The organism is Streptomyces nigra, from assembly GCF_003074055.1.
GTDB classification, from domain to species: Bacteria; Actinomycetota; Actinomycetes; order Streptomycetales; family Streptomycetaceae; genus Streptomyces; species Streptomyces nigra.
On record NZ_CP029043.1, the window covers coordinates 1,978,929 to 1,996,788 of the forward strand.

16 protein-coding genes are annotated in these 17,860 nt (G+C 73.7%); 7 read left to right on the forward strand and 9 right to left on the reverse strand.

The features are described 5' to 3' along the window. Nucleotides 1-10: 10 nt before the first annotated feature. The 6 genes from DC008_RS09195 to DC008_RS09220 form a co-directional block, all read right to left on the reverse strand. Nucleotides 11-2,248 carry a protein kinase domain-containing protein gene (locus tag DC008_RS09195; RefSeq protein WP_108706535.1) on the reverse strand — a complete coding sequence of 746 codons (2,238 nt, stop codon included), beginning with the start codon at nt 2,246-2,248 and terminating at the stop codon, nt 11-13. Nucleotides 2,249-2,375: 127 nt separating this feature from the next. Continuing rightward, nucleotides 2,376-5,510, reverse strand: a complete 3,135-nt coding sequence (locus tag DC008_RS09200; RefSeq protein WP_108706536.1) for an efflux RND transporter permease subunit — start codon at nt 5,508-5,510, stop codon at nt 2,376-2,378. 178 nt (nt 5,511-5,688) lie between these two features. Beyond that, a complete protein-coding gene (locus DC008_RS09205; RefSeq protein WP_055624504.1) occupies nt 5,689-6,366 on the reverse strand; it encodes a response regulator in 678 nt (225 codons plus the stop codon). A gap of 82 nt (nt 6,367-6,448) precedes the next feature. Beyond that, on the reverse strand, nt 6,449-7,681 hold the full coding sequence (locus DC008_RS09210; protein ID WP_425276533.1) for a sensor histidine kinase: 1,233 nt from the start codon (nt 7,679-7,681) through the stop codon (nt 6,449-6,451). Nucleotides 7,682-7,756: 75 nt separating this feature from the next. Further along, a complete protein-coding gene (gene pspAA, locus DC008_RS09215) occupies nt 7,757-8,035 on the reverse strand; it encodes a PspA-associated protein PspAA (RefSeq protein WP_108710619.1) in 279 nt (92 codons plus the stop codon). Nucleotides 8,036-8,077: 42 nt separating this feature from the next. Next, on the reverse strand, nt 8,078-8,863 hold the full coding sequence (locus tag DC008_RS09220; protein WP_079033842.1) for a PspA/IM30 family protein: 786 nt from the start codon (nt 8,861-8,863) through the stop codon (nt 8,078-8,080). Between the two features lie 342 nt (nt 8,864-9,205). Here DC008_RS09220 and DC008_RS09230 point away from each other — a divergent pair, with 342 nt between their 5' ends. The 3 genes from DC008_RS09230 (at nt 9,206) to DC008_RS09240 (ending at nt 11,763) form a co-directional block, all read left to right on the forward strand. Continuing rightward, nucleotides 9,206-9,805, forward strand: coding sequence for a DUF3043 domain-containing protein (locus DC008_RS09230; protein WP_055624501.1), 600 nt, complete (start codon nt 9,206-9,208; stop codon nt 9,803-9,805). Between the two features lie 83 nt (nt 9,806-9,888). After that, nucleotides 9,889-10,626 (forward strand): class I SAM-dependent methyltransferase, encoded by a 738-nt coding sequence (locus DC008_RS09235; protein WP_108710621.1) that lies wholly within the window; start codon nt 9,889-9,891, stop codon nt 10,624-10,626. Nucleotides 10,627-10,683: 57 nt separating this feature from the next. Further along, a complete protein-coding gene (locus DC008_RS09240) occupies nt 10,684-11,763 on the forward strand; it encodes a S1C family serine protease (RefSeq protein ID WP_108706538.1) in 1,080 nt (359 codons plus the stop codon). Between the two features lie 36 nt (nt 11,764-11,799). Here the strand turns inward: DC008_RS09240 and DC008_RS09245 are convergent, their stop codons facing one another. Further along, nucleotides 11,800-12,015, reverse strand: a complete 216-nt coding sequence (locus DC008_RS09245; RefSeq protein ID WP_108706539.1) for a hypothetical protein — start codon at nt 12,013-12,015, stop codon at nt 11,800-11,802. Between the two features lie 112 nt (nt 12,016-12,127). On the opposite strand from DC008_RS09245, the gene DC008_RS09250 reads away from it, so the two are divergent. Further along, nucleotides 12,128-13,339, forward strand: a complete 1,212-nt coding sequence (locus DC008_RS09250; RefSeq protein ID WP_108706540.1) for a bifunctional adenosylcobinamide kinase/adenosylcobinamide-phosphate guanylyltransferase — start codon at nt 12,128-12,130, stop codon at nt 13,337-13,339. A gap of 97 nt (nt 13,340-13,436) precedes the next feature. Here the strand turns inward: DC008_RS09250 and DC008_RS09255 are convergent, their stop codons facing one another. Then, nucleotides 13,437-14,243, reverse strand: a complete 807-nt coding sequence (locus DC008_RS09255) for a class I SAM-dependent methyltransferase (RefSeq protein WP_108706541.1) — start codon at nt 14,241-14,243, stop codon at nt 13,437-13,439. Nucleotides 14,244-14,447: 204 nt separating this feature from the next. Between DC008_RS09255 and cobT the strand changes: the two genes are divergently transcribed. Further along, nucleotides 14,448-15,530: a nicotinate-nucleotide--dimethylbenzimidazole phosphoribosyltransferase gene (gene cobT, locus DC008_RS09260; RefSeq protein WP_108706542.1), complete on the forward strand. Its 1,083-nt coding sequence runs from the start codon at nt 14,448-14,450 to the stop codon at nt 15,528-15,530. Between the two features lie 59 nt (nt 15,531-15,589). Then, a complete protein-coding gene (locus DC008_RS35685; RefSeq protein ID WP_208645831.1) occupies nt 15,590-16,294 on the forward strand; it encodes a hypothetical protein in 705 nt (234 codons plus the stop codon). Here the strand turns inward: DC008_RS35685 and DC008_RS09270 are convergent. Beyond that, nucleotides 16,234-16,998 carry a hypothetical protein gene (locus DC008_RS09270; RefSeq protein WP_108706543.1) on the reverse strand — a complete coding sequence of 255 codons (765 nt, stop codon included), beginning with the start codon at nt 16,996-16,998 and terminating at the stop codon, nt 16,234-16,236. The genes DC008_RS35685 and DC008_RS09270 overlap by 61 nt on opposite strands. 73 nt (nt 16,999-17,071) lie before the next feature. Here DC008_RS09270 and DC008_RS09275 point away from each other — a divergent pair, with 73 nt between their 5' ends. Then, on the forward strand, nt 17,072-17,851 hold the full coding sequence (locus DC008_RS09275; RefSeq protein ID WP_164492438.1) for an adenosylcobinamide-GDP ribazoletransferase: 780 nt from the start codon (nt 17,072-17,074) through the stop codon (nt 17,849-17,851). The last annotated feature ends 9 nt before the right edge of the window (nt 17,852-17,860 follow it).

The following is a 17,860-nucleotide window of genomic DNA, read 5'->3' on the forward strand; positions in this document are numbered from 1 at the left end:
CGCCCCGCCCTCACCCCGACACGGGCTCCCGGTCGGGGTGGGCGGGGTCCAGCGTGAACAGACCGCCCTCGGACGTGGTGACGACGAGGGCGCCGCCGCTCAGCAGCACCTGTGACGACTCCTGGCCCAGGCTCTCCGCCCGCTGGGCACGCGGCATCGTCTCCCAGAGCAGGGTGCCCTTCCTGGCGTCTAGGGCGGCGACCCGGCCGCTGGCGGTGGAGAGGAAGACCGTGCGGGCGCGCGGGTCGTGGGTGATGCCCCAGGAGCGCTCCATGCTGGTCCGGGTGGTCCACAGCCGCTCGCCGGTCCGGGCCGACACGGCGGTGAGACGGCCGGAGGTCGAGACGCACCAGAGGACGCCGCCCGCGAGGGTCACCTCTCCTTCGAGTTCATGGGCGAGCCGCGTCGTGGTGGCGCGGCCCGTGCCCGTGTCGACCAGCCGGATCCGCGCATACGCGTCCCTTTGCAGGTCGTCGGCGCGGTCGAGCAGGAGGACACGTCCCTCGAACATCCCGAGGGCAACCGACTCGTAGGGCACCTTGGCGGTGTGCGCGGTGCCGTCGGCCTCGTCCAGGCTCAGGAGCAGCCGGTTCTTCGCGGCCGCCGCGCCCGGCCCGCACATCATGGGCAGGCCGGGCCGGGTGGGCGCCCAGTCGCAGTACTGGCCTTCCGGCAGGGCGGCCGTCCAGCGTTCGGCGCCGGTGCGTGCCGAGCGGGCGACCAGCGTCCGGCCGCCGCCGTCGTCCGGGGCGACGACGAGGTCGCCGGACATATGGGGACGGGCCTGCCCGGCGTTCACCGCGCGGTGCCAGAGCCGCTTCCCGGTGCGCGCGTCCAGGGCGCTGACCGAGAACCGCTGCTCTCCCTCCCTGCTGGGGCGGTACAGCTGCTCGACCACCACCGTGCCGTCCACGACCCCGAGCACCGAGAAGCTGAACAGGCCCTTGCCCAGGGCGGACGGCACTCCGTCGGCGCGCCAGACGGCCTTCCCGGTGAGCGCGTCGATCCGCACGGGCAGCGTCCCGTCGCCCGCGCAGAACACGGCCGTTCCGTCCGCCATGCACCGCGGGGCGTCGAAGTGGCCCACCCCGGCCACGTCGGAAGCCCGCTTCACCCCGCTCGCGGCCGTCGCCTCCGTCGTCGTCTGCCAGGGCCGCCAGCCGGCCGGCAGGGCGGCCCAGCGGGAGGGCGCGGCGACGTCGGTGCCCTTCGGTCGGTCCTCGTCCCCTGGGCCGGCGAGGAGGTAGGCCGTCAGCCCGAGCGCGAGCACGACGGCGGTCCCGGCCACGGCCCACAGCCTGCGGGCGCGGCCCCTTCGGCGGACGGGCGGCTCCTCATGAGAGAGGGAATCGGCATCGGCGGTCCCCGCGGGGCGGGTCCGCACCAGGGCCAGCTCGCCGGCGCGCAGCCGGACCGTGCCGCCGTCGTCGTCGCCCGTCTCCGGCAGCGCGGCCATGAACTCGGCCGCCAGGGTGCCCGGTTCGGGCCGCTCCCCTGGGTCCTTGGCCAGGCAGCGTTCCAGGATCGGGCGCAGAGGCTCCGCCACACCGTCCAGGACCGGGGCGTCGTGCACCACCCGATACGCCGTCAGATAGGGGCTGTCCGCGTCGAACGGGCCGCGCGCGGTGGCGGCGAAGACGATCAGGGCGCCCAGGGAGAAGACGTCGGAGGCCGGGCCCACCGAGCGGGCGTCGGTCAGCTGCTCCGGGGACATGAACGGCGGGGTGCCGATCATCTGGCCGGTCTCGGTGAGGGTGTTGTGGTTCTCGGCCGCGCGCGAGATGCCGAAGTCGATGACCCGGGGGCCGTCGTCGGCCATGAGCACGTTGGCGGGCTTGAGGTCGCGGTGGACGACCCCGGCGCGGTGGATGTCCCGCAACGCCTCGACCAGGCCGAGCGCCAGCCGTCGGAGCTCCGTCCGGTTCAGCGGTCCCTCGTCGCGGACCCGGGCGGCGAGCGAGGGGCCCGGCACGTACTGGGTCGCCATCCAGGGGCGTTCGGCGTCCGGGTCGGCGTCCAGGACGGGGGCGGTGAAGACACCGCTCACCTTGCGGACGGCGGCGATCTCCTGGCGGAAACGGGTCCGGAAGACGGGGTCCTCGGCGTACTGGGCGTGCACCACCTTCACGGCGACCTCGCGGCCGGACCGCGATCTGCCCCGGTAGACGGCACCCATGCCGCCCGCGCCGAGCCGGTCCAGCAGCCGGTAGCCACCGACCGACTTCGGGTCGTCCTTGCGCAGCGGCACACCCGAGCCCTTCCCCCGTGAGCCAGTTCGAGGCCCCAGCATACGTAACGGTGAAACGACGACGGCCGGGTCCCGAACCGGTTGTTCAGGTTCGGGACCCGGCCGTCGCGGGTCACACGGTCACGCGTCACACGGACGCGGGCTGTGTCTCCTCGGAGGAGGCGTCCGGCGCCGGCTGCTCGGGCAGGCCGGCCTTCCGGGCCCGCTTGGCCGCCCGCTTCTTCGCCCGGCGCTCCTTGCGCAGTTCGAGCATCGCGTAGAGCGTCGGGACGAGGAGCAGGGTGAGCAGGGTGGAGGTGATCAGACCGCCGATCACGACCACGGCCAGCGGCTGGGCGATGAAACCGCCCTCGCCGGTGACGCCGAGCGCCATCGGGAGCAGGGCGAAGATCGTCGCCAGCGCCGTCATGAGGATCGGGCGCAGCCGGTGCCGGCCGCCCTCGACCACGGCCTCGACGACGCCGTACCCCTGGGCCCGGTACTGGTTGATGAGGTCGATCAGCACGATGGCGTTGGTGACCACGATGCCGATCAGCATCAGCATGCCGATCATCGCGGGGACGCCCATCGGGGTGCCGGTCGCCACCAGCAGGCCGATCGCGCCGGTCGCCGCGAACGGCACGGAGACGAGCAGGATCAGCGGCTGCGCGAGCGAGCGGAAGGTCGCCACCAGCAGCATGAAGACGATCGCGATCGCCGCCAGCATCGCCAGGCCCAGGTTGGCGAACGCCTCGTCCTGGTCCTCGGAGACACCGCCGATGTCGGCCGTCGCGCCCGCCGGGAGCTTCAGCCCGTCGATCTTCGACTGGAGGTCGGCGCTGACCGCGCCGGTGTTGTCACCGGTCGGCTTGGCCGTGATGGTGGCGGCGCGCCGGCCGTCGATCCGGGTCATCGACACCGGTCCGTCCACCAGCTTCACCTCCGCGATGTCCCCGAGCTTCACCGGGCCGAGGCGCAGCGCCCGCAGCTCCTTCAGGGTCGTCGCCGGCTCGGCCGACTTGATGACGACGTCCCGCTCGGTGTCGTCGAGGGTCGCCTGGGCCGCGGTGGTGCCGCGGACCGCCTGGGCCACGGCCAGGCCGAGGCTCTGGTCGTCGAAGCCGGCCGCGGCCGCCTTCTCGTTGGCCCGCACCGAGACGCGGGGCACGCTCTGGGACAGGTCGCTGGTGACGTCGGTGACGTCGTCCAGGCCTGCCACGGCCTTGCGGACCTGCTCGGCCGCCGAGCGCAGCACCTCCCCGTCGGCCGCCTTGACGACGACGCTCAGGTCCTGGGCGCCGAAGCCGTCACCGGCGGAGATGGTGGTCGTGCCGATGCCGTCGAGCTTCTTCAGGCCGGCCTCGATACGGCTCTGCACGTCGTCGTAGGACGCGGAGCCCTCCAGCATCACCTGGTACGACGCCTGGTTGGTGTCGGTGCCGCCGCCGAAGGCGGCCATGAAGCCGGACGAGCCGACGGTGACCTGGTAGTCCTTGACGCCGTCGGTGCCGGCGAGGAGCTTCTCGACCTTCTTGGCCTGCGCGTCGGTCGCGGCGAGGCTGGTGCCGGGCTCGAGCTCCTGCTTGACGGTGAGGACCTCCTGCTCGCCCTGGTCGAAGAAGTTCGTCTTCAGCAGCGGCGCCATGCCGAACGTGCCGAACAGGACGGCGACGGCGATCAGCACACTGGTCAGCCTGCGGCGGGTGGCGAAGCGCAGGACGGGCACGTAGATCCGCTGGAGCCGGCTGCGCGCCTCCTTCTCCTCGGCGGCGCGGCGCGCCTCGTCGGCGTCCTCGGGCGTGCCCTTCGGGGCGCGCAGGAACCAGTACGACAGCACGGGCACGACCGTGAGGGACACCAGCAGCGACGCCAGCAGGGCCGCCGTCACCGTCAGGCTGAACGAGCCGAACAGCTCGCCCACCATGCCGCCGACCAGGCCGATCGGCAGGAAGACGGCCACCGTGGTGAGCGTCGAGGAGGTCACCGCGCCGGCGACCTCGCGGACCGCCTTGAGGATGGCGTCCTCGCGCTCCTCGCCGTAGCCGAGGTGCCGCTTGATGTTCTCCAGGACCACGATCGAGTCGTCGACTACCCGGCCGATCGCGATGGTCAGCGCGCCGAGCGTCAGCATGTTGAGCGAGAGGTCCCGCGTCCACAGCACGATCAGGGCGAGGACGACCGACAGCGGGATGGACACCGCGGTCACCAGCGTCGAGCGGATCGACGCGAGGAAGACCAGGATGACCAGGACCGCGAAGAGCAGACCGAGCGCGCCCTCGGTGGTCAGTCCGTCGATGGACTTCTTCACCGCCGGGCCCTGGTCGCTGACCACGGTGAGCGTGGCGTCCGAGCCGAGGTCCGCGCGCAGCTTCGGCAGCTTGTCCGCGACGGCGTCGGAGATGGCGACGGCGCTGCCGTCACGGTCCATCGTCACGGCGACGGCCAGCGAGGGCTTGCCGTCGGTGCGGGTGAGGGAGTCGGCCGGGGCCTGCTCCTGGGCGACGGCGGCCGCGTCGGCGAGGCGTACGGGCTTGCCCTTGCCCTGGCCCTTGACCCGCAGGTCCTTGATCTGGTCGAGCGAGGTGAAGCCGCCGCCGACCTGCACGGTGTGGTTGGCGCCGTCCTCGTCGAAGGAGCCGGCGGGCAGGGTGGCGCCGCCGGCCTGGAGGGCCTTGGAGAGGTCCGCCGGGGTGAGCCCGGCCTCGGCGAGCTTGCCGTCGTCGGGCGTGACGGCGACCTGGAGGTCGCGCACACCGTCGACGGTGACCTGGCCGACGCCGTCGATCTCCTTGAGGGCGGGCACCAGGGTCCGGTCGAGCTGGTCGGCCAGGGCCTGCTGGTCCTTGCCGGAGGTGACGGCGAGGACGACGGTCGGGATGTCGTCGGTGGAGCCGGCGATCACCTGCGGGTCGACGGAGTCGGGCAGCTGGACGCGGGCCCGGTTGACGGCCTGCTGGACGTCGGCGACGAGCTGCTGGGTGCCGGGGCCGTAGTCGAAGGACGCCATGATGACGGCGTTGCCTTCGGCGGCGGTGGAGGTGACGCCGGTGATGCCGTCGACGGCTTCGAGGCTGTCCTCGATCGGCTCGACGACCTGCTTCTCGACCACGTCCGGGGACGCGCCCTGGTAGGGGGCGATCACGGACACCATGGGCAGTTCGATGGAGGGCAGCAGCTGCTGCTTGAGCTGGGGTATCGCGATCGCGCCGAAGACCAGCGCGATGATCGAGATCAGGCCGATCAGAGCTCGTTGCGCGAGGCTGAATCGGGACAGCCAGGACATGGGTGGAAGGTCTCTCTCCTGTGGGCGGAAGGCGTGGACGGGCGGGCGGGCCGCGGTGGCGCGGCACACAGGTGGGCGCCCGCCCCTACACCCTGGGCCATCGCGGAAGCCCGTTCCCTAGCCCCCAGGTCCATTTCTCGCCCGGCGTCTACTCCGGGCGCAGTACACGGGCTGGAGTTCACTCCACCCTCGGACGTACCAGCCCCGACTCGTAGGCGATGACGACGAGCTGGGCACGGTCGCGGGCACCCAGCTTGGACATGGCGCGGTTGACGTGGGTCTTCACGGTGAGCGGGCTGACCTCGAGCCGCTCGGCGATCTCGTCGTTGGAGAGTCCGCCGGCGACCTGGACCAGCACCTCGCGCTCGCGGACGGTCAGGGCGTCGAGCCGCTCGCCGCGGGCGGGGTCGCGGCCGTCGCCGTCGCCATGGGCGAGGAAGCGGGCGATCAGGCTCTTGGTGGCGGCCGGGGACAGCAGGGCCTCGCCGCCCGCGGCGACCCGGATCGCGGCGAGGAGCTCGTCGGGTTCGGAGCCCTTGCCGAGGAACCCGGACGCGCCGGCCCGCAGCGACTGCACGACGTAGTCGTCGACCTCGAAGGTGGTCAGTATGACGACGCGGACATGGGCGAGGGCCGGGTCGGCGCTGATCATGCGGGTGGCGGCGAGGCCGTCGGTGCCGGGCATCCGGATGTCCATGAGGACGACGTCCGCGCGCTCCTGCTTCGCCAGCCGGACCGCCTCCTCGCCGTCGGAGGCCTCGCCGACGACCTCCATGTCCGGTTCGGAGTCGACCAGCACCCGGAAGGCGCTGCGCAGCAGGGCCTGGTCGTCGGCGAGCAGGACACGGATCGGCATACGGCTTCCTCGGCGGGCGCTGGGGGGTGGTTCCGGTGTCACGACAACTGCCGGAGGGTCCCGGCGAGTTCCCGTCCGCCCGTCACACGGCGTCCTCGGTGGCCCGGACGCCGGCTCCGACCGGCAGGATCGCGTGGACGCGGAACCCGCCGCCGTAGCGGGGGCCGGTGGTCAGGGTGCCGCGCAGGGCGGAGACGCGTTCGCGCATGCCGAGCAGGCCGTGGCCGCCGCCCGCGGTGCCGTCGTCCTGGCCGGAGCCGTCGTCGAGGACGGTGACCTCGACGTTCGGGCCGACGCGGACGACGCTGACCTCGGCCCGGGCGCCGGGCCCGGCGTGCTTCTGCACATTGGTCAGGGCCTCCTGGATGACGCGGTAGGCGGCGAGGTCGACGGCGGCGGGGAGCGTGGTGTCCTGGTCGGCTCGGGCGACGTCCACCTGGAGTCCGGCGTTGCGGAAGGTGCCCGCGAGGTCGTCGAGGCGGTCGAGGCCGGGCGCCGGTTCGGTGGGGGCCTCGGGGTCGCCGGACTGCCGGAGCAGCCCGACGGTGGCGCGCAGTTCGTCGAGGGCGGAGCGGCTGGCCTCCCGTACGTGGGCGAGGGCCTCCTTGGCCTGGTCGGGCCGCTTGTCCATGACATGGGCGGCGACGCCGGCCTGCACATTGACCAGGGCGATGTGGTGGGCGACGACGTCGTGCAGATCGCGGGCGATGCGCAGGCGCTCCTCGGCGACCCGACGGCGGGCCTCCTCCTCGCGGGTGCGCTCGGCCCGCTCGGCGCGTTCGCGGATGGCGGTGACCACGGCCCGGCGGCTGCGGACCGCGTCTCCCGCGGTGGCACCGATGCCGGTCCAGGCGAAGATGGCGAGGTTCTCCTGGGAGTACCAGGGCAGCGGCCCGGCGAGCATCGCGGAGCCGGTCAGGACGGTGACGGTGAGCAGGCCGATCCGCCAGGTCGTGGAGCGGTCGGTGGTGGAGGCGACGGTGTAGAGCGCGACGACCGCGGCCATGGCGACGGGGGCGCGCGGGTCGCCGGTGGCGAACTCCACGAGGGAGAGGCCGCCGGTCGCGGCGAGGACCGGGATGGGGGCGCGGCGGCGCAGGACGAGGGCCGCCGCGCCGAGGGCCATCAGCAGCAGGCTGAGGGCATCCGGGGTGCGCAGCCCCCAGGTGACGCCGTCCTCACCGTGCGGGTCCACGAACGAGCCCGCCACCATGCAGACCAGGACGGCGACGGCCAGCGCCGCGTCCAGGGCCATGGGGTGTGCCGTGAGGTGACGGCGGACGCGCTGCCCTGCGGAGCTCGTAACGGGGGCCAACTCGGTCTTCCTCGGATGGGTGTGCCCGGTGTCGCGGGTGCTGGCCGGCCACCCCGCTACGGCAGGGGTGACGGGTCAGTTGGGGATCAGTCCGTCGTCGCTGAGCAGTTCCCGGACCTCCTCCAGGGTGGCGTCCGGGGACGGCAGGATCAGGTCCGACGGCTCCAGGGAGTCGTCGGGGAGCGGGGTGCCCCGCCCGCGGACCTCGGCGAGCAGGGCGGTGAGGGTGCGGCGGAAGCCGGGGCCGTCGCCGCCCTCCATCTCCGCGAGGAGCTCGTCGTCCAGCTTGTTCAGCTCGGGCAGGTGGCTGTCGGAGAGACGCACCTGCCCCTCACCCATGATCCGGACGATCAGGTCGCCCATCTCGGCCTCCTCGGCGTGGACCCCGGCCGTCCGCTACTGCTTGTCGAAGCGCGGGGTGTCCTGCGGCTGCTGCTGGGACTGCTGCTGTCCGGTGCCGCCCTCGATGGCCTGCTGTCCGGCCGAGGAGCCTCCCGCCAGCTCCGCCTTCATGCGCTGCAGCTCCAGCTCTACATCCGTACCACCGGAGAGCCGGTCCAGCTCGGCCTGGATGTCGTCCTTGTGCATACCGGACTGGTCGTCCAGGGCGCCGGAGGCCAGCAGCTCGTCGATGGCGCCGGCGCGGGCCTGGAGCTGGGCCGTCTTGTCCTCGGCCCGCTGGATCGCCAGGCCGACGTCGCCCATCTCCTCGGAGATGCCGGAGAACGCCTCGCCGATCCGGGTCTGGGCCTGGGCCGCGGTGTAGGTGGCCTTGATGGTCTCCTTCTTGGTGCGGAAGGCGTCCACCTTGGCCTGGAGCCGCTGGGCCGCGAGGGTGAGCTTCTCCTCCTCGCCCTGCAGGGTCGCGTGCTGGGTCTCCAGGTCCGTCACCTGCTGCTGGAGGGCGGCGCGCCGGGACAGCGCCTCGCGGGCCAGGTCCTCGCGGCCGAGCGCGAGCGCCTTACGGCCCTGGTCCTCCAGCTTGGACGACTGCGACTGGAGCTGGTTCAGCTGGAGCTCCAGGCGCTTGCGGGAGGTGGCCACGTCGGCCACGCCCCGGCGCACCTTCTGGAGCAGCTCCAGCTGCTTCTGGTACGAGTAATCGAGGGTCTCGCGCGGGTCCTCGGCCCGGTCAAGGGCCTTGTTCGCCTTCGCGCGGAAGATCATCCCCATACGCTTCATGACACCGCTCATGGGCTTCGCGCGCCCCCTTCTGACGGACTCCAGCTCCAGCACCTGCGACAGAACCCACAGTACGGGCCCTGCATCCATTACCGCACTGTTCGGGGACGGATGCGCTCATCCCCAAGGACGACTGCGTACGCCTCCGCTCCGGCGTGAGGAGTAGGTGACCCCCGGGTGTGCCGTGACCGGCAGGCCCGGTGCCGCCGCGGGACTCCCCCCGTGACCGCCGGAGGGACCCGTCCACGACGTCCCCTCTGTCCCCGTACGACGACTGGTGTTGCCGGATCGTTCCCCACGGGGCTGGGGTCCAACCCCGTGCACCCCGTACCCTTGGGTTTTGTGTTCCGTAGCCGTGCCAAGGAAGAGAAGGCCCAGGACGCCGCCAAGGCGCCGGTGACCGACTCCACTCAGACCCGCCATCCCGAGGCCCCCAAGGGCCGCCCCACGCCCAAGCGCAGTGCGGCCCAGTCGCAGCGCCGCAGCGTGGCCAACACGTCGATGTCGCGCAAGGACGCCGCCAAGCGCCAGCGCGAGGAGCGCCGTGCCGCCCTGGAGCGGCAGCGCCAGGCGCTGGCCTCGGGCGACGAGCGTTACCTGCCCGCGCGTGACAAGGGCCCGGTCCGCCGGTTCGCGCGTGACTTCGTCGACTCGCGCTTCAACATCGCGGAGTTCTTCCTCCCGATGGCCGTGGTCATCCTCGTGCTGAGCATGGTGCGGGTGCCCGCGCTGCAGAACATCGCGCTGCTGCTGTGGCTCATCGTGATCGTGCTGATCGTGCTCGACTCGTTCGTCACCGCGTTCCGTCTGAAGAAGCGGCTCGCCGAGCGCTTCCCGAACGAGAGCCGCCGCGGCGCCGTCGCCTACGCGCTGATGCGCTCGCTCCAGATGCGCCGGCTCCGGCTGCCCAAGCCCCAGGTCAAGCGCGGAGAGCGGCCCTGAGCGCTGCCGACTTCTCCGGGGGCGCGGCCGACGCCTGGCTGAGCAAGGTGGGCGGTCTGCGTGAGGTCGTACGGCAGGAGCTGGTGACCCGGCAGCTCGACGAGCAGATAGCGGGCCGGTTCCCGGTCGGGAAGCGGCTGCGTGTCCTCGACGTGGGCATGGGCCAGGGCACACAGGCGCTGCGGCTGGCCCGCGCCGGTCACCAGGTGACGGGCGTCGAGCGGGACGCGACGATGATCGCGGCGGCCCGCGCGCGGCTGGCCCGCGAGCCCGAGGGCATCCGGGAGCGGGTGCGTCTCGTCCAGAGCGACGGGCGCGACACCGGGGTGCACTTCCTGCCGGGCAGCTTCGACGTCGTGCTCTGCCACGGCGTGCTCATGTACGTCGACGAGCCCGATCCGCTGCTGGCCGGGCTGGCGCGGATGCTGGCGCCCGGCGGTCTGCTGTCGCTGCTCGTACGCAACGGCGACGCGCTCGCCCTGCGCCCGGGCCTGGCCGGCGACTGGGAGACCGCGCTGGCCGCCTTCGACACCAGCGCCTACCTCCCCCATTCTCGAGCAGACTCGAACGGGGGGACCCCCACCCGCCTCGGCCTGGACGTACGGGCGGACCGGCTGTCCGATCTGACGGCGACGCTCGCCGGGATCGGGGCGCCCCTGCACACCTGGTACGGCGTGCGGGTGTGCACGGACACGGCCGCCGACGGGGCGGAGATCCCCGACGACCTCGGCACCCTCCTCGCCGTCGAGGAGCGGGCCGGGAAGACCGACCCGTACCGGGGTGTGGCCGCCCTGCTGCATCTGTGCGGAGTGCGGGGCTGAGCCCGTTCGGGTGCGCTCCACAGGCCGCCTGCGCGGGCCGGGGCGAGACTCGGGGCCATGGATGTTCGCCGTCCCCCCGCCCCGCGGCCGGCCGTCGCGGCGGCCCTGCTGCTGAGCGCCGCGCTGCTCCTCGCCGGGTGCTCCGGGCCGTCGTCCCCGCGTGACCCGCGCGCCGCGACGAGCCAGGCCGCCGTCCCCCGGGCGAAGGCGGCCGCCGACGATCTGCAGGACGGCTATCTCCAGGTGATCCGGGACGTCCTGCCGTCGGTCGTGCAGATCCAGGCCGCCCGTGACCTCGGGTCCGGGGTGGTCTACGACGACCAGGGACACATCGTCACCAACGCGCACGTCGTCGGGAACGAGAAGACGTTCCGGGTGACGACCGCGGGCAGCGAGCGCGAACTCACCGCGCGGCTCGTGGCGTCGTATCCGCCGCAGGACCTCGCCGTCGTCCGGCTGGACGACCCGCCGGACGGGCTGCGTCCGGCCCAGTTCGGGGACTCCTCGAAGGTGCGGGTCGGGCAGATCGTGCTGGCGATGGGGTCGCCGCTCGGACTGTCGTCCAGCGTGACCCAGGGCATCGTCTCGGCGACCGGACGGACCGTCACCGAGGGCGGTGACGACGGCGGTACGGGCGCGACGATCGCCAACATGGTGCAGACGTCGGCGGCCATCAACCCGGGCAACAGCGGCGGCGCCCTGGTCGATCTGGACAGCCGGGTCGTCGGCATCCCGACGCTCGCCGCCGTCGACCCGAACGCGGGCGGCGGCGCGGCGCCGGGCATCGGGTTCGCGATCCCGGCGTCGACGGTGCGGAAGATCGCCGATCAGATCATCGAGAACGGCCGGGTCACCGACTCGGGACGGGCGGCGCTCGGCATCACCGGGCGGACGGTCGTGGACCAGGATCTCGACCCGGTGGGGGTGGCCGTCGTCGAGGTGCAGTCGGGCGGCGCCGCCGACAAGGCCGGGCTCAGACGGGGCGATGTCATCACCCGGCTGGGTGACACGGACATCACCACCATCGCGTCGCTGTCGGAGGCGCTGGCCGCCGACGAGCCGGGGGAACGGACATCGGTGACGTTCCTGCGCGACGGGGACGAGGAGAAGGCGGACGTGACGCTGGGCGAGCAGTGACGGGGGCGGGGGCGCGCGGCCCCCGCCCCGGTCGCGTCACGCCTCGGCTTCGGCGTGCAGGCTCATCGGCCCGTAGATCTCGGTGGCGTCCTCGAACAGGCGGACCTGGTCCGCGCCGCCCTCCTGGAGCTCCTTCCAGTGCTCCCCGATCCAGGACTCGGCGTCCCCCTGGGTGGTGAACTCCTCGGGCTGCACCGCGGGCTGGACCTCCGCCCCGTCGGCCTTCTCGAACCGCCACGTCCATGCCGCCATCTACGCCTCCAAGGTGTCAGCACGTGCAAAGGGAGAGCCGGAACGAGGTCCGGCTCCTGCGCTGAGCCTAGTCGGCTGCGCGGGACCTGCGCGGACAGGCGAAAATCGGGGCGTGGAACTCACTCTTCTCGGCACCGGCGCCCCCGCGGGACTCCCCCGCCCCGACTGCCCGTGCGCGGCGTGCGCGCGCGCCCTCGGCGACGGCGCGCGCGCCGCCACCGCGCTCCTCGTGGACGGGGCGCTGATGCTCGATCTGACGCCGGGCGCGGCGTTCGCCGCGGCACGGGCCGGGCGGTCGCTGGGGTCCGTACGGCAGGTGCTGCTGACCCATCCGCACAACGGGCCCGCCGTGGAGGTGCCGGCGGGCGTGCCGCAGCCTGGCCGGGTGCCGGACGGACGGGAGCTGGCGCTGCTGACGGGGCATCGGGTGCGGGCGGTGGCCATGGACGCGCCGGGCACCGGCTACGAGGTCACCGGGCCGGACGGCAAACGCCTGCTGTATCTGCCGCCGGGGGGCGCGCCGGCCGGTCTGGAGGAGGGGTCGGTGGGGCGGTACGACCTGGTGGCCGCCGATGTCGTGGGGCGGCCGGACGCTTTGGCGAAGCTGCGGGCGGTGGGGGCCGTCGGTCCGGACACGGACGTCCTCGCCGTCCATCTGGACCACGACGTCCCGCCGGGTGACGAGCTGCGGCGGCGGCTCGCGGCGGCGGGTGCGCGGGCGGTGCCGGACGGGACGACGCTGGTCGTGGGGGCGTACGACGACGGGGCGCAGCTGCCGGACGTGCCCCGGCGGACGCTGGTGCTGGGCGGCGCGCGGTCCGGGAAGTCGGTGGAGGCGGAGCGGCGCCTGGAGTCGTTCCCTGACGTGCTGTACGTGGCGACCGGCGGCACGCGGGGCGGGGACACCGAGTGGGCGGAGCGGGTCGCCGCGCACCGGGAGCGGCGGCCGGGGTCGTGGCGGACGACCGAGACCTGCGACCTGGTGCCGCTGCTGGCGGAGGAGGGGGCGCCGCTGCTGGTGGACTGCCTGTCGCTGTGGCTGACGGACGCGATGGACGCGGTGGGGGCGTGGGACGACGCGGTGTGGGCGGACGGTGGGGAGAAGGCCCTGCGGGAGCGCGTGCGCTTGCTTGTCGAGGCGGTGCGGGGGGCGCGGCGGACCGTTGTGGCCGTGTCCAACGAGGTGGGGTCCGGGATTGTGCCGGCCACGGCGTCCGGGCGACGGTACCGGGATGAACTGGGGCGGTTGAACGCGGCGGTGGCGGGTGAGTGTGAGGAGGTCGTCTTGGTGGTGGCGGGACAGGCGGTGGTGCTGCGCGGCTGAACTGCCGGGTTCTGCCGTGTCGCGAGTGCGGGCCGTCGGGGCTGGGCGCGCAGTTCCCCGCGCCCCTGGAGGCACCTCCGGCGCCGGCGTCTTCAGGTCACCTTGGTTCTTTGCGGGCGATGATTCTGTAGGCGTTCGTTCGGGGGGTGCGGCGCAGGAGCGGGGCCAGGAGGTGGTCCAGGGTCCAGGCCGCTGCCACCAAAGGGGCGCCCAGGCGGTCCAGGGGGGACGGGAGCAGGCGGGACAGGAGCAGGGACGTCGTGGCCGCCAGGTCGTAGGGGAGGTGGGCGGCGCGGTGGTCCGTCGTCACCACCGTGCAGCCGTGGGACTCCAGTGCCTCGCGGAGCGCGTCGGCCGGCAGCAGGTGCAGATGGCCGGGGCGGCTGTGCGGGACCCAGGCCGGGCCGAGGAGCGCGGCGAACAGGCAGCGGGAGTTGGGGAGTTCCAGGATCAGATGGCCGCCCGGGCGCAGTACGGCCAGGGCGGCGCGGAGTTCGGCGAGCGGGTCGGGGGCGTGTTCCAGGTGCCGGAACATGCTGACGACGTCGTAGCGGTCGCGGAGCCGGTCCGTGATCCGGGGGTCCGTCAGATGCCCGACGTGGGCCTCCTCCACGCGTTCGGCGACACGTGCCTGGAGGACCCGGTGGCTGGGGTCCAGGCCGTCGAACGCGGTGTACGGGAAGACCTCCTTGGCGGTCTCGGGGAAGCGGCCGTAACCGGTGCCGACGTCGAGCCAGCTCTCCGGTTCGGGGAAGCCGAGCGCCGCGCGGGCGGCGGCCCGTAGATGGCGCGGTCCGCGCCGGGTGAGCCCGAGGTGGCGGGGGACGTAGGTGTGCTCCCGGCACGCGGCGAGCGTGAACGCGCAGGCGGTCTCCGGGCGTTCGGCGGGTGCGGTCGCGGTCATGAGGGGCTCCCGGGCGTGGGGCGTACGGCGAGGGCGTACGGCGGAGACGGTGCGAGCATGCCCCGACAATCCACTGCAAAACGGAACGTATGGGATGCCGATGGTGGGTGCAACGACGTCACCCGGTCGTGGTGGGCGCGCGGCGCAAGCGATGGAGGCGACAGGGCGCCGTTCTGTTCGAGCGGTGGCGGTACTGTTCGGCGAATGAGCTCGCTTCAACTCGACGACTTCAGTGATCTGATCGAGCGCCCCGACGCGGGGGTGCGCCGCGACGCCGAGGCACGCCGGGAGCGCCAGACCGTGCCGGCCGGCGCGCTGGGCCGCCTCGACGAGCTCGGCGAATGGCTGGCCGCCGCCCAGGCTGCGGTTCCGGTGCGGCCGGTCGAACGGCCCAAGGCCGTGCTGTTCGCCGGGGACCACGGGGTCGCCGGACTCGGCGTGTCGGCGCGACCGGCGGGCACCGCCGCGGAGCTGGTGCGGGAGATCCTGGAGGGCGCCCGGCCGGTGTCCGTGCTGGCGCGGCGGCTCGGCGTCCCGGTCCGGGTGGTCGACATGGCACTGGACTGCGACCCGGGCTCGCTCCCGGAGGACGTCGTACGGCACCGGGTGCGACGCGGCAGCGGCCGTATCGACATCGAGGACGCACTGACGGCCGAGGAGGCCGAGGCGGCGTTCCGGGCGGGGATGGCGGTCGCCGACGAGGAGGCCGACTCCGGTACGGATCTGATCGTGCTGGGCGACGTGAGCGTCGGCGGCACCACGGCGGCCGGGGTTCTGGTCGCCGCGCTGTGCGGGACGGACGCCTCGGTGGTCACCGGTCGGGGCGGGGTCGCCATCGACGACCTGGCGTGGATGCGCAAGTGCGCCGCGATCCGGGACGCCCTGCGCCGGGCGCGGCCGGTGCTCGGGGACCAGCTGCAGCTGCTGGCGACGGTCGGCGGGGCGGATCTCGCCGCGATCACCGGGTTCCTGCTGCAGAGCGCGGTGCGCAAGCTGCCGGTCCTGCTGGACGGCGTGGTGGTCGCCGCGTGCGCGCTGGTGGCGCAGCGGGTCGCGTTCCGGGCGCCGGACTGGTGGCTGGCCGCGCACGTCAGCGGGGAGCCGGGGCAGGCGAAGGCGCTGGACCGGATGGCTCTGGAGCCCTTGCTCGACCACGGTGTCCGGGTCGGCGAGGGCGCCGGCGGGCTGCTGGCGCTGCCCCTGGTGCAGGCCGCCGCCGCCCTGGCGGCGGAGCTGCCGGAGACCCCGGCGAAGACGGACGAGCCTCTGGAGGCCGCCGCCGAGTAGGGCGGCCCCGAGACGGCTGAGCAGGAAGCAGGGCGAACCGGGACATAGGATCACGGTTCGTGGGAGCTGACAGGCTCGGTCGCGCGGCCCGCGCCGAGTGGGGCCCGCTCTGCCGGGCCGTGCGGGCCGGATGGGCGCGGCGGCGCCGGCGGGGCGTGCCCCTGACGCTCGCCGCCGTCGGTCTCACCGCGCTCGTTCAGGTGGTCCAGAACCAGCCCTGGGGCGAGCCGGTCGTCCAGGACCTCGGGGGCGTACGGGCCGAGGACCCGCTGTGGCAGGCACTCGCGCGCACCCCGTTGCCACCGTTCGTGCCCGCGGCCGACCTGCCGGTGTGGGGGGCGCTCGCGCAGATCCTGGTCGTCCTCGGGATCGCCGAGCTGTCCCTGGGGTGGTGGCGGACGGTGGCCGTCGCCTACGCCGCGACGCTCGCCGGGACCCTGTACGCGCGCCTGGGTGTCGCGCTCGGCCCGGACCATCCGCTGGGGCTGCCCGCCTCGGACGCCCGGGTCGTGGACACCGGCCCGTCGGCCGCCGTGGTGGGGCTGGCGGTCTTCGTGGGCTGGCGGCACGGGGCGTATCCGACGGCGGGTGCGGTGGCGGCGGCGATGGTCGTCGAGGTCCTGCTGAAGGACAACCTCGCCGGGCGGGAGCATGTGGTGGCCGTCGTGGCGGCGGCGGTGCTGTGCGCGGTGGCGTCGGTGCGTCAGCGGCGTTCCAGGGCGCGGGCGGGCTCGATGTCGGGAGCGCCGCCGAGCCAGTCCTGAAACTTGCGGCTGGGGACGAGCCAGCGCCGGTCGTGGTGGTAGGAGCGCAGAAGGGACTTGGCGCGGGCGCGCGGGCGGCGACGGTAGAAGCGTTTCGCCCAGGGGGACGTGGGCCGGGCGAGGCGGATGGCGCCGAACAGGGCGACGAACGGGATCACCACCCCGAAGAGGGCCATCTTGGCCTTGCCCTTGAACAGGGCGAGCAGGGCGATCAGGAAGTTCCCGCCGATGGTGCCGAGGACCGTCCCCCGGCTCTGCAGCTCGTCGTCGTCGAGGCCGTCCACCCCGAACGGCGCGAAGCCGAGCAGCAGCAGGCCGACGAGGGCGACGGTGAGCACGACCACTTCGACGCTCTTGCGGCCCTCCTCGCTCCAGTACACGTCGTCCAGGTGCAGGATCAGCGCGAACTCGTCCATGACCAGGCCCGCGCCCATACCGAAGATCACCGCGGCGAGGGCCGAGCCGAAGCCGCGCTGACCGCCCGCGACCGCGCAGAAGCCGCCGATCACCGTGAGGATGATCCCCGGGACGACGTGGTGGATGTGGACCGAGCCGGTGCTGATGTTCCGGAAGGGGCCCTTGCCCGCCCGGATGAGGCGGGTGATGACCCGGGTGACAAGGAACGTCACCACGAACGCGGTCAGGGCCAGGAGCAGGGGAAGTTTCCCCGGTTCGACGATGTTGGTCTGCCACCAGTCACCCATGTTCCCAGTGTGGTCGGCACGGGGGTGGCCTGCCCGGCGGGACGGACGTCCGGGCTAGTCTGCGGGCGTGTCCATGACCCCGCCGCCCCTGCACGGCCTCCGCTTCGCCTTCGGCACGCTGAGCGTGCTCCCGGTGCGGGTGGAGCGCTGGGACCGGGACGCGGCGCGCGGCGGGATGCTGTGCGCCCCTCTGGTCGGGGTGGTGCTGGGGTGCGGTGCGGCCGCCGTCGCCCTGGTGCTGCTGTTCCTGGGCGCCGGCCCTCTCCTCGCGGCGGTCGCGGCGGCCGCTGTCCCGGCCGTCCTCACCCGGGGGCTGCATCTGGACGGGCTCGCCGACACCGCGGACGGGCTCGGCAGCGCCAAGCCCGCCGAGGACGCGCTGCGGATCATGAAGCAGTCGGACGTCGGGCCGTTCGGTGTGATCACGCTGCTGTTCGTCCTGCTCGCGCAGGTCGCCGCGCTGGCACGGCTGTACGACGACTCATGCGCCCGGGGCGCCCTGGCCACCATCGTCGCGGCCGTCGCGGCCCGGCTCGCGCTCACCCTCGCCGCTCGGACAGGTGTGCCGCCCGCCCGCCCGGAAGGGCTGGGGGCGGCGGTCGCGGGGGTCGTCCCGGTGCGGGCCGCCGCCGGCGTCGTACTGGCCGTGACCGTCGTGGCCGCCGCTGCCGGGGCCCTCCTCGGGGCGGACGGTGCCGTACGCGCCGCGCTCGCTGTCCTCGCCGCGCTGGGCTGCGCCGAGCTGCTGCTGCGGCACTGCGTCCGGCGCTTCGGCGGGGTCACCGGGGACGTCTTCGGCGGGCTCGCGGAGACGGCGGCCACCACCGCGCTGGTCGTGCTGTCGCTGGGCTGAGCCCGCGGG

Coding starts and splice junctions, on each gene's coding strand:
- DC008_RS09255 (WP_108706541.1), bottom strand. CDS start 14,243: ATGACCGCGACCGCACCCGCCGAACGCCCGGAGACCGCCTGCGCGTTC.
- DC008_RS09200 (WP_108706536.1), bottom strand. CDS start 5,510: ATGTCCTGGCTGTCCCGATTCAGCCTCGCGCAACGAGCTCTGATCGGC.
- DC008_RS09270 (WP_108706543.1), bottom strand. CDS start 16,998: ATGGGTGACTGGTGGCAGACCAACATCGTCGAACCGGGGAAACTTCCC.
- cobT (WP_108706542.1), top strand. CDS start 14,448: ATGAGCTCGCTTCAACTCGACGACTTCAGTGATCTGATCGAGCGCCCC.
- DC008_RS09220 (WP_079033842.1), bottom strand. CDS start 8,863: ATGAAGCGTATGGGGATGATCTTCCGCGCGAAGGCGAACAAGGCCCTT.
- DC008_RS09275 (WP_164492438.1), top strand. CDS start 17,072: ATGACCCCGCCGCCCCTGCACGGCCTCCGCTTCGCCTTCGGCACGCTG.
- DC008_RS09245 (WP_108706539.1), bottom strand. CDS start 12,015: ATGGCGGCATGGACGTGGCGGTTCGAGAAGGCCGACGGGGCGGAGGTC.
- DC008_RS09240 (WP_108706538.1), top strand. CDS start 10,684: ATGGATGTTCGCCGTCCCCCCGCCCCGCGGCCGGCCGTCGCGGCGGCC.
- DC008_RS09205 (WP_055624504.1), bottom strand. CDS start 6,366: ATGCCGATCCGTGTCCTGCTCGCCGACGACCAGGCCCTGCTGCGCAGC.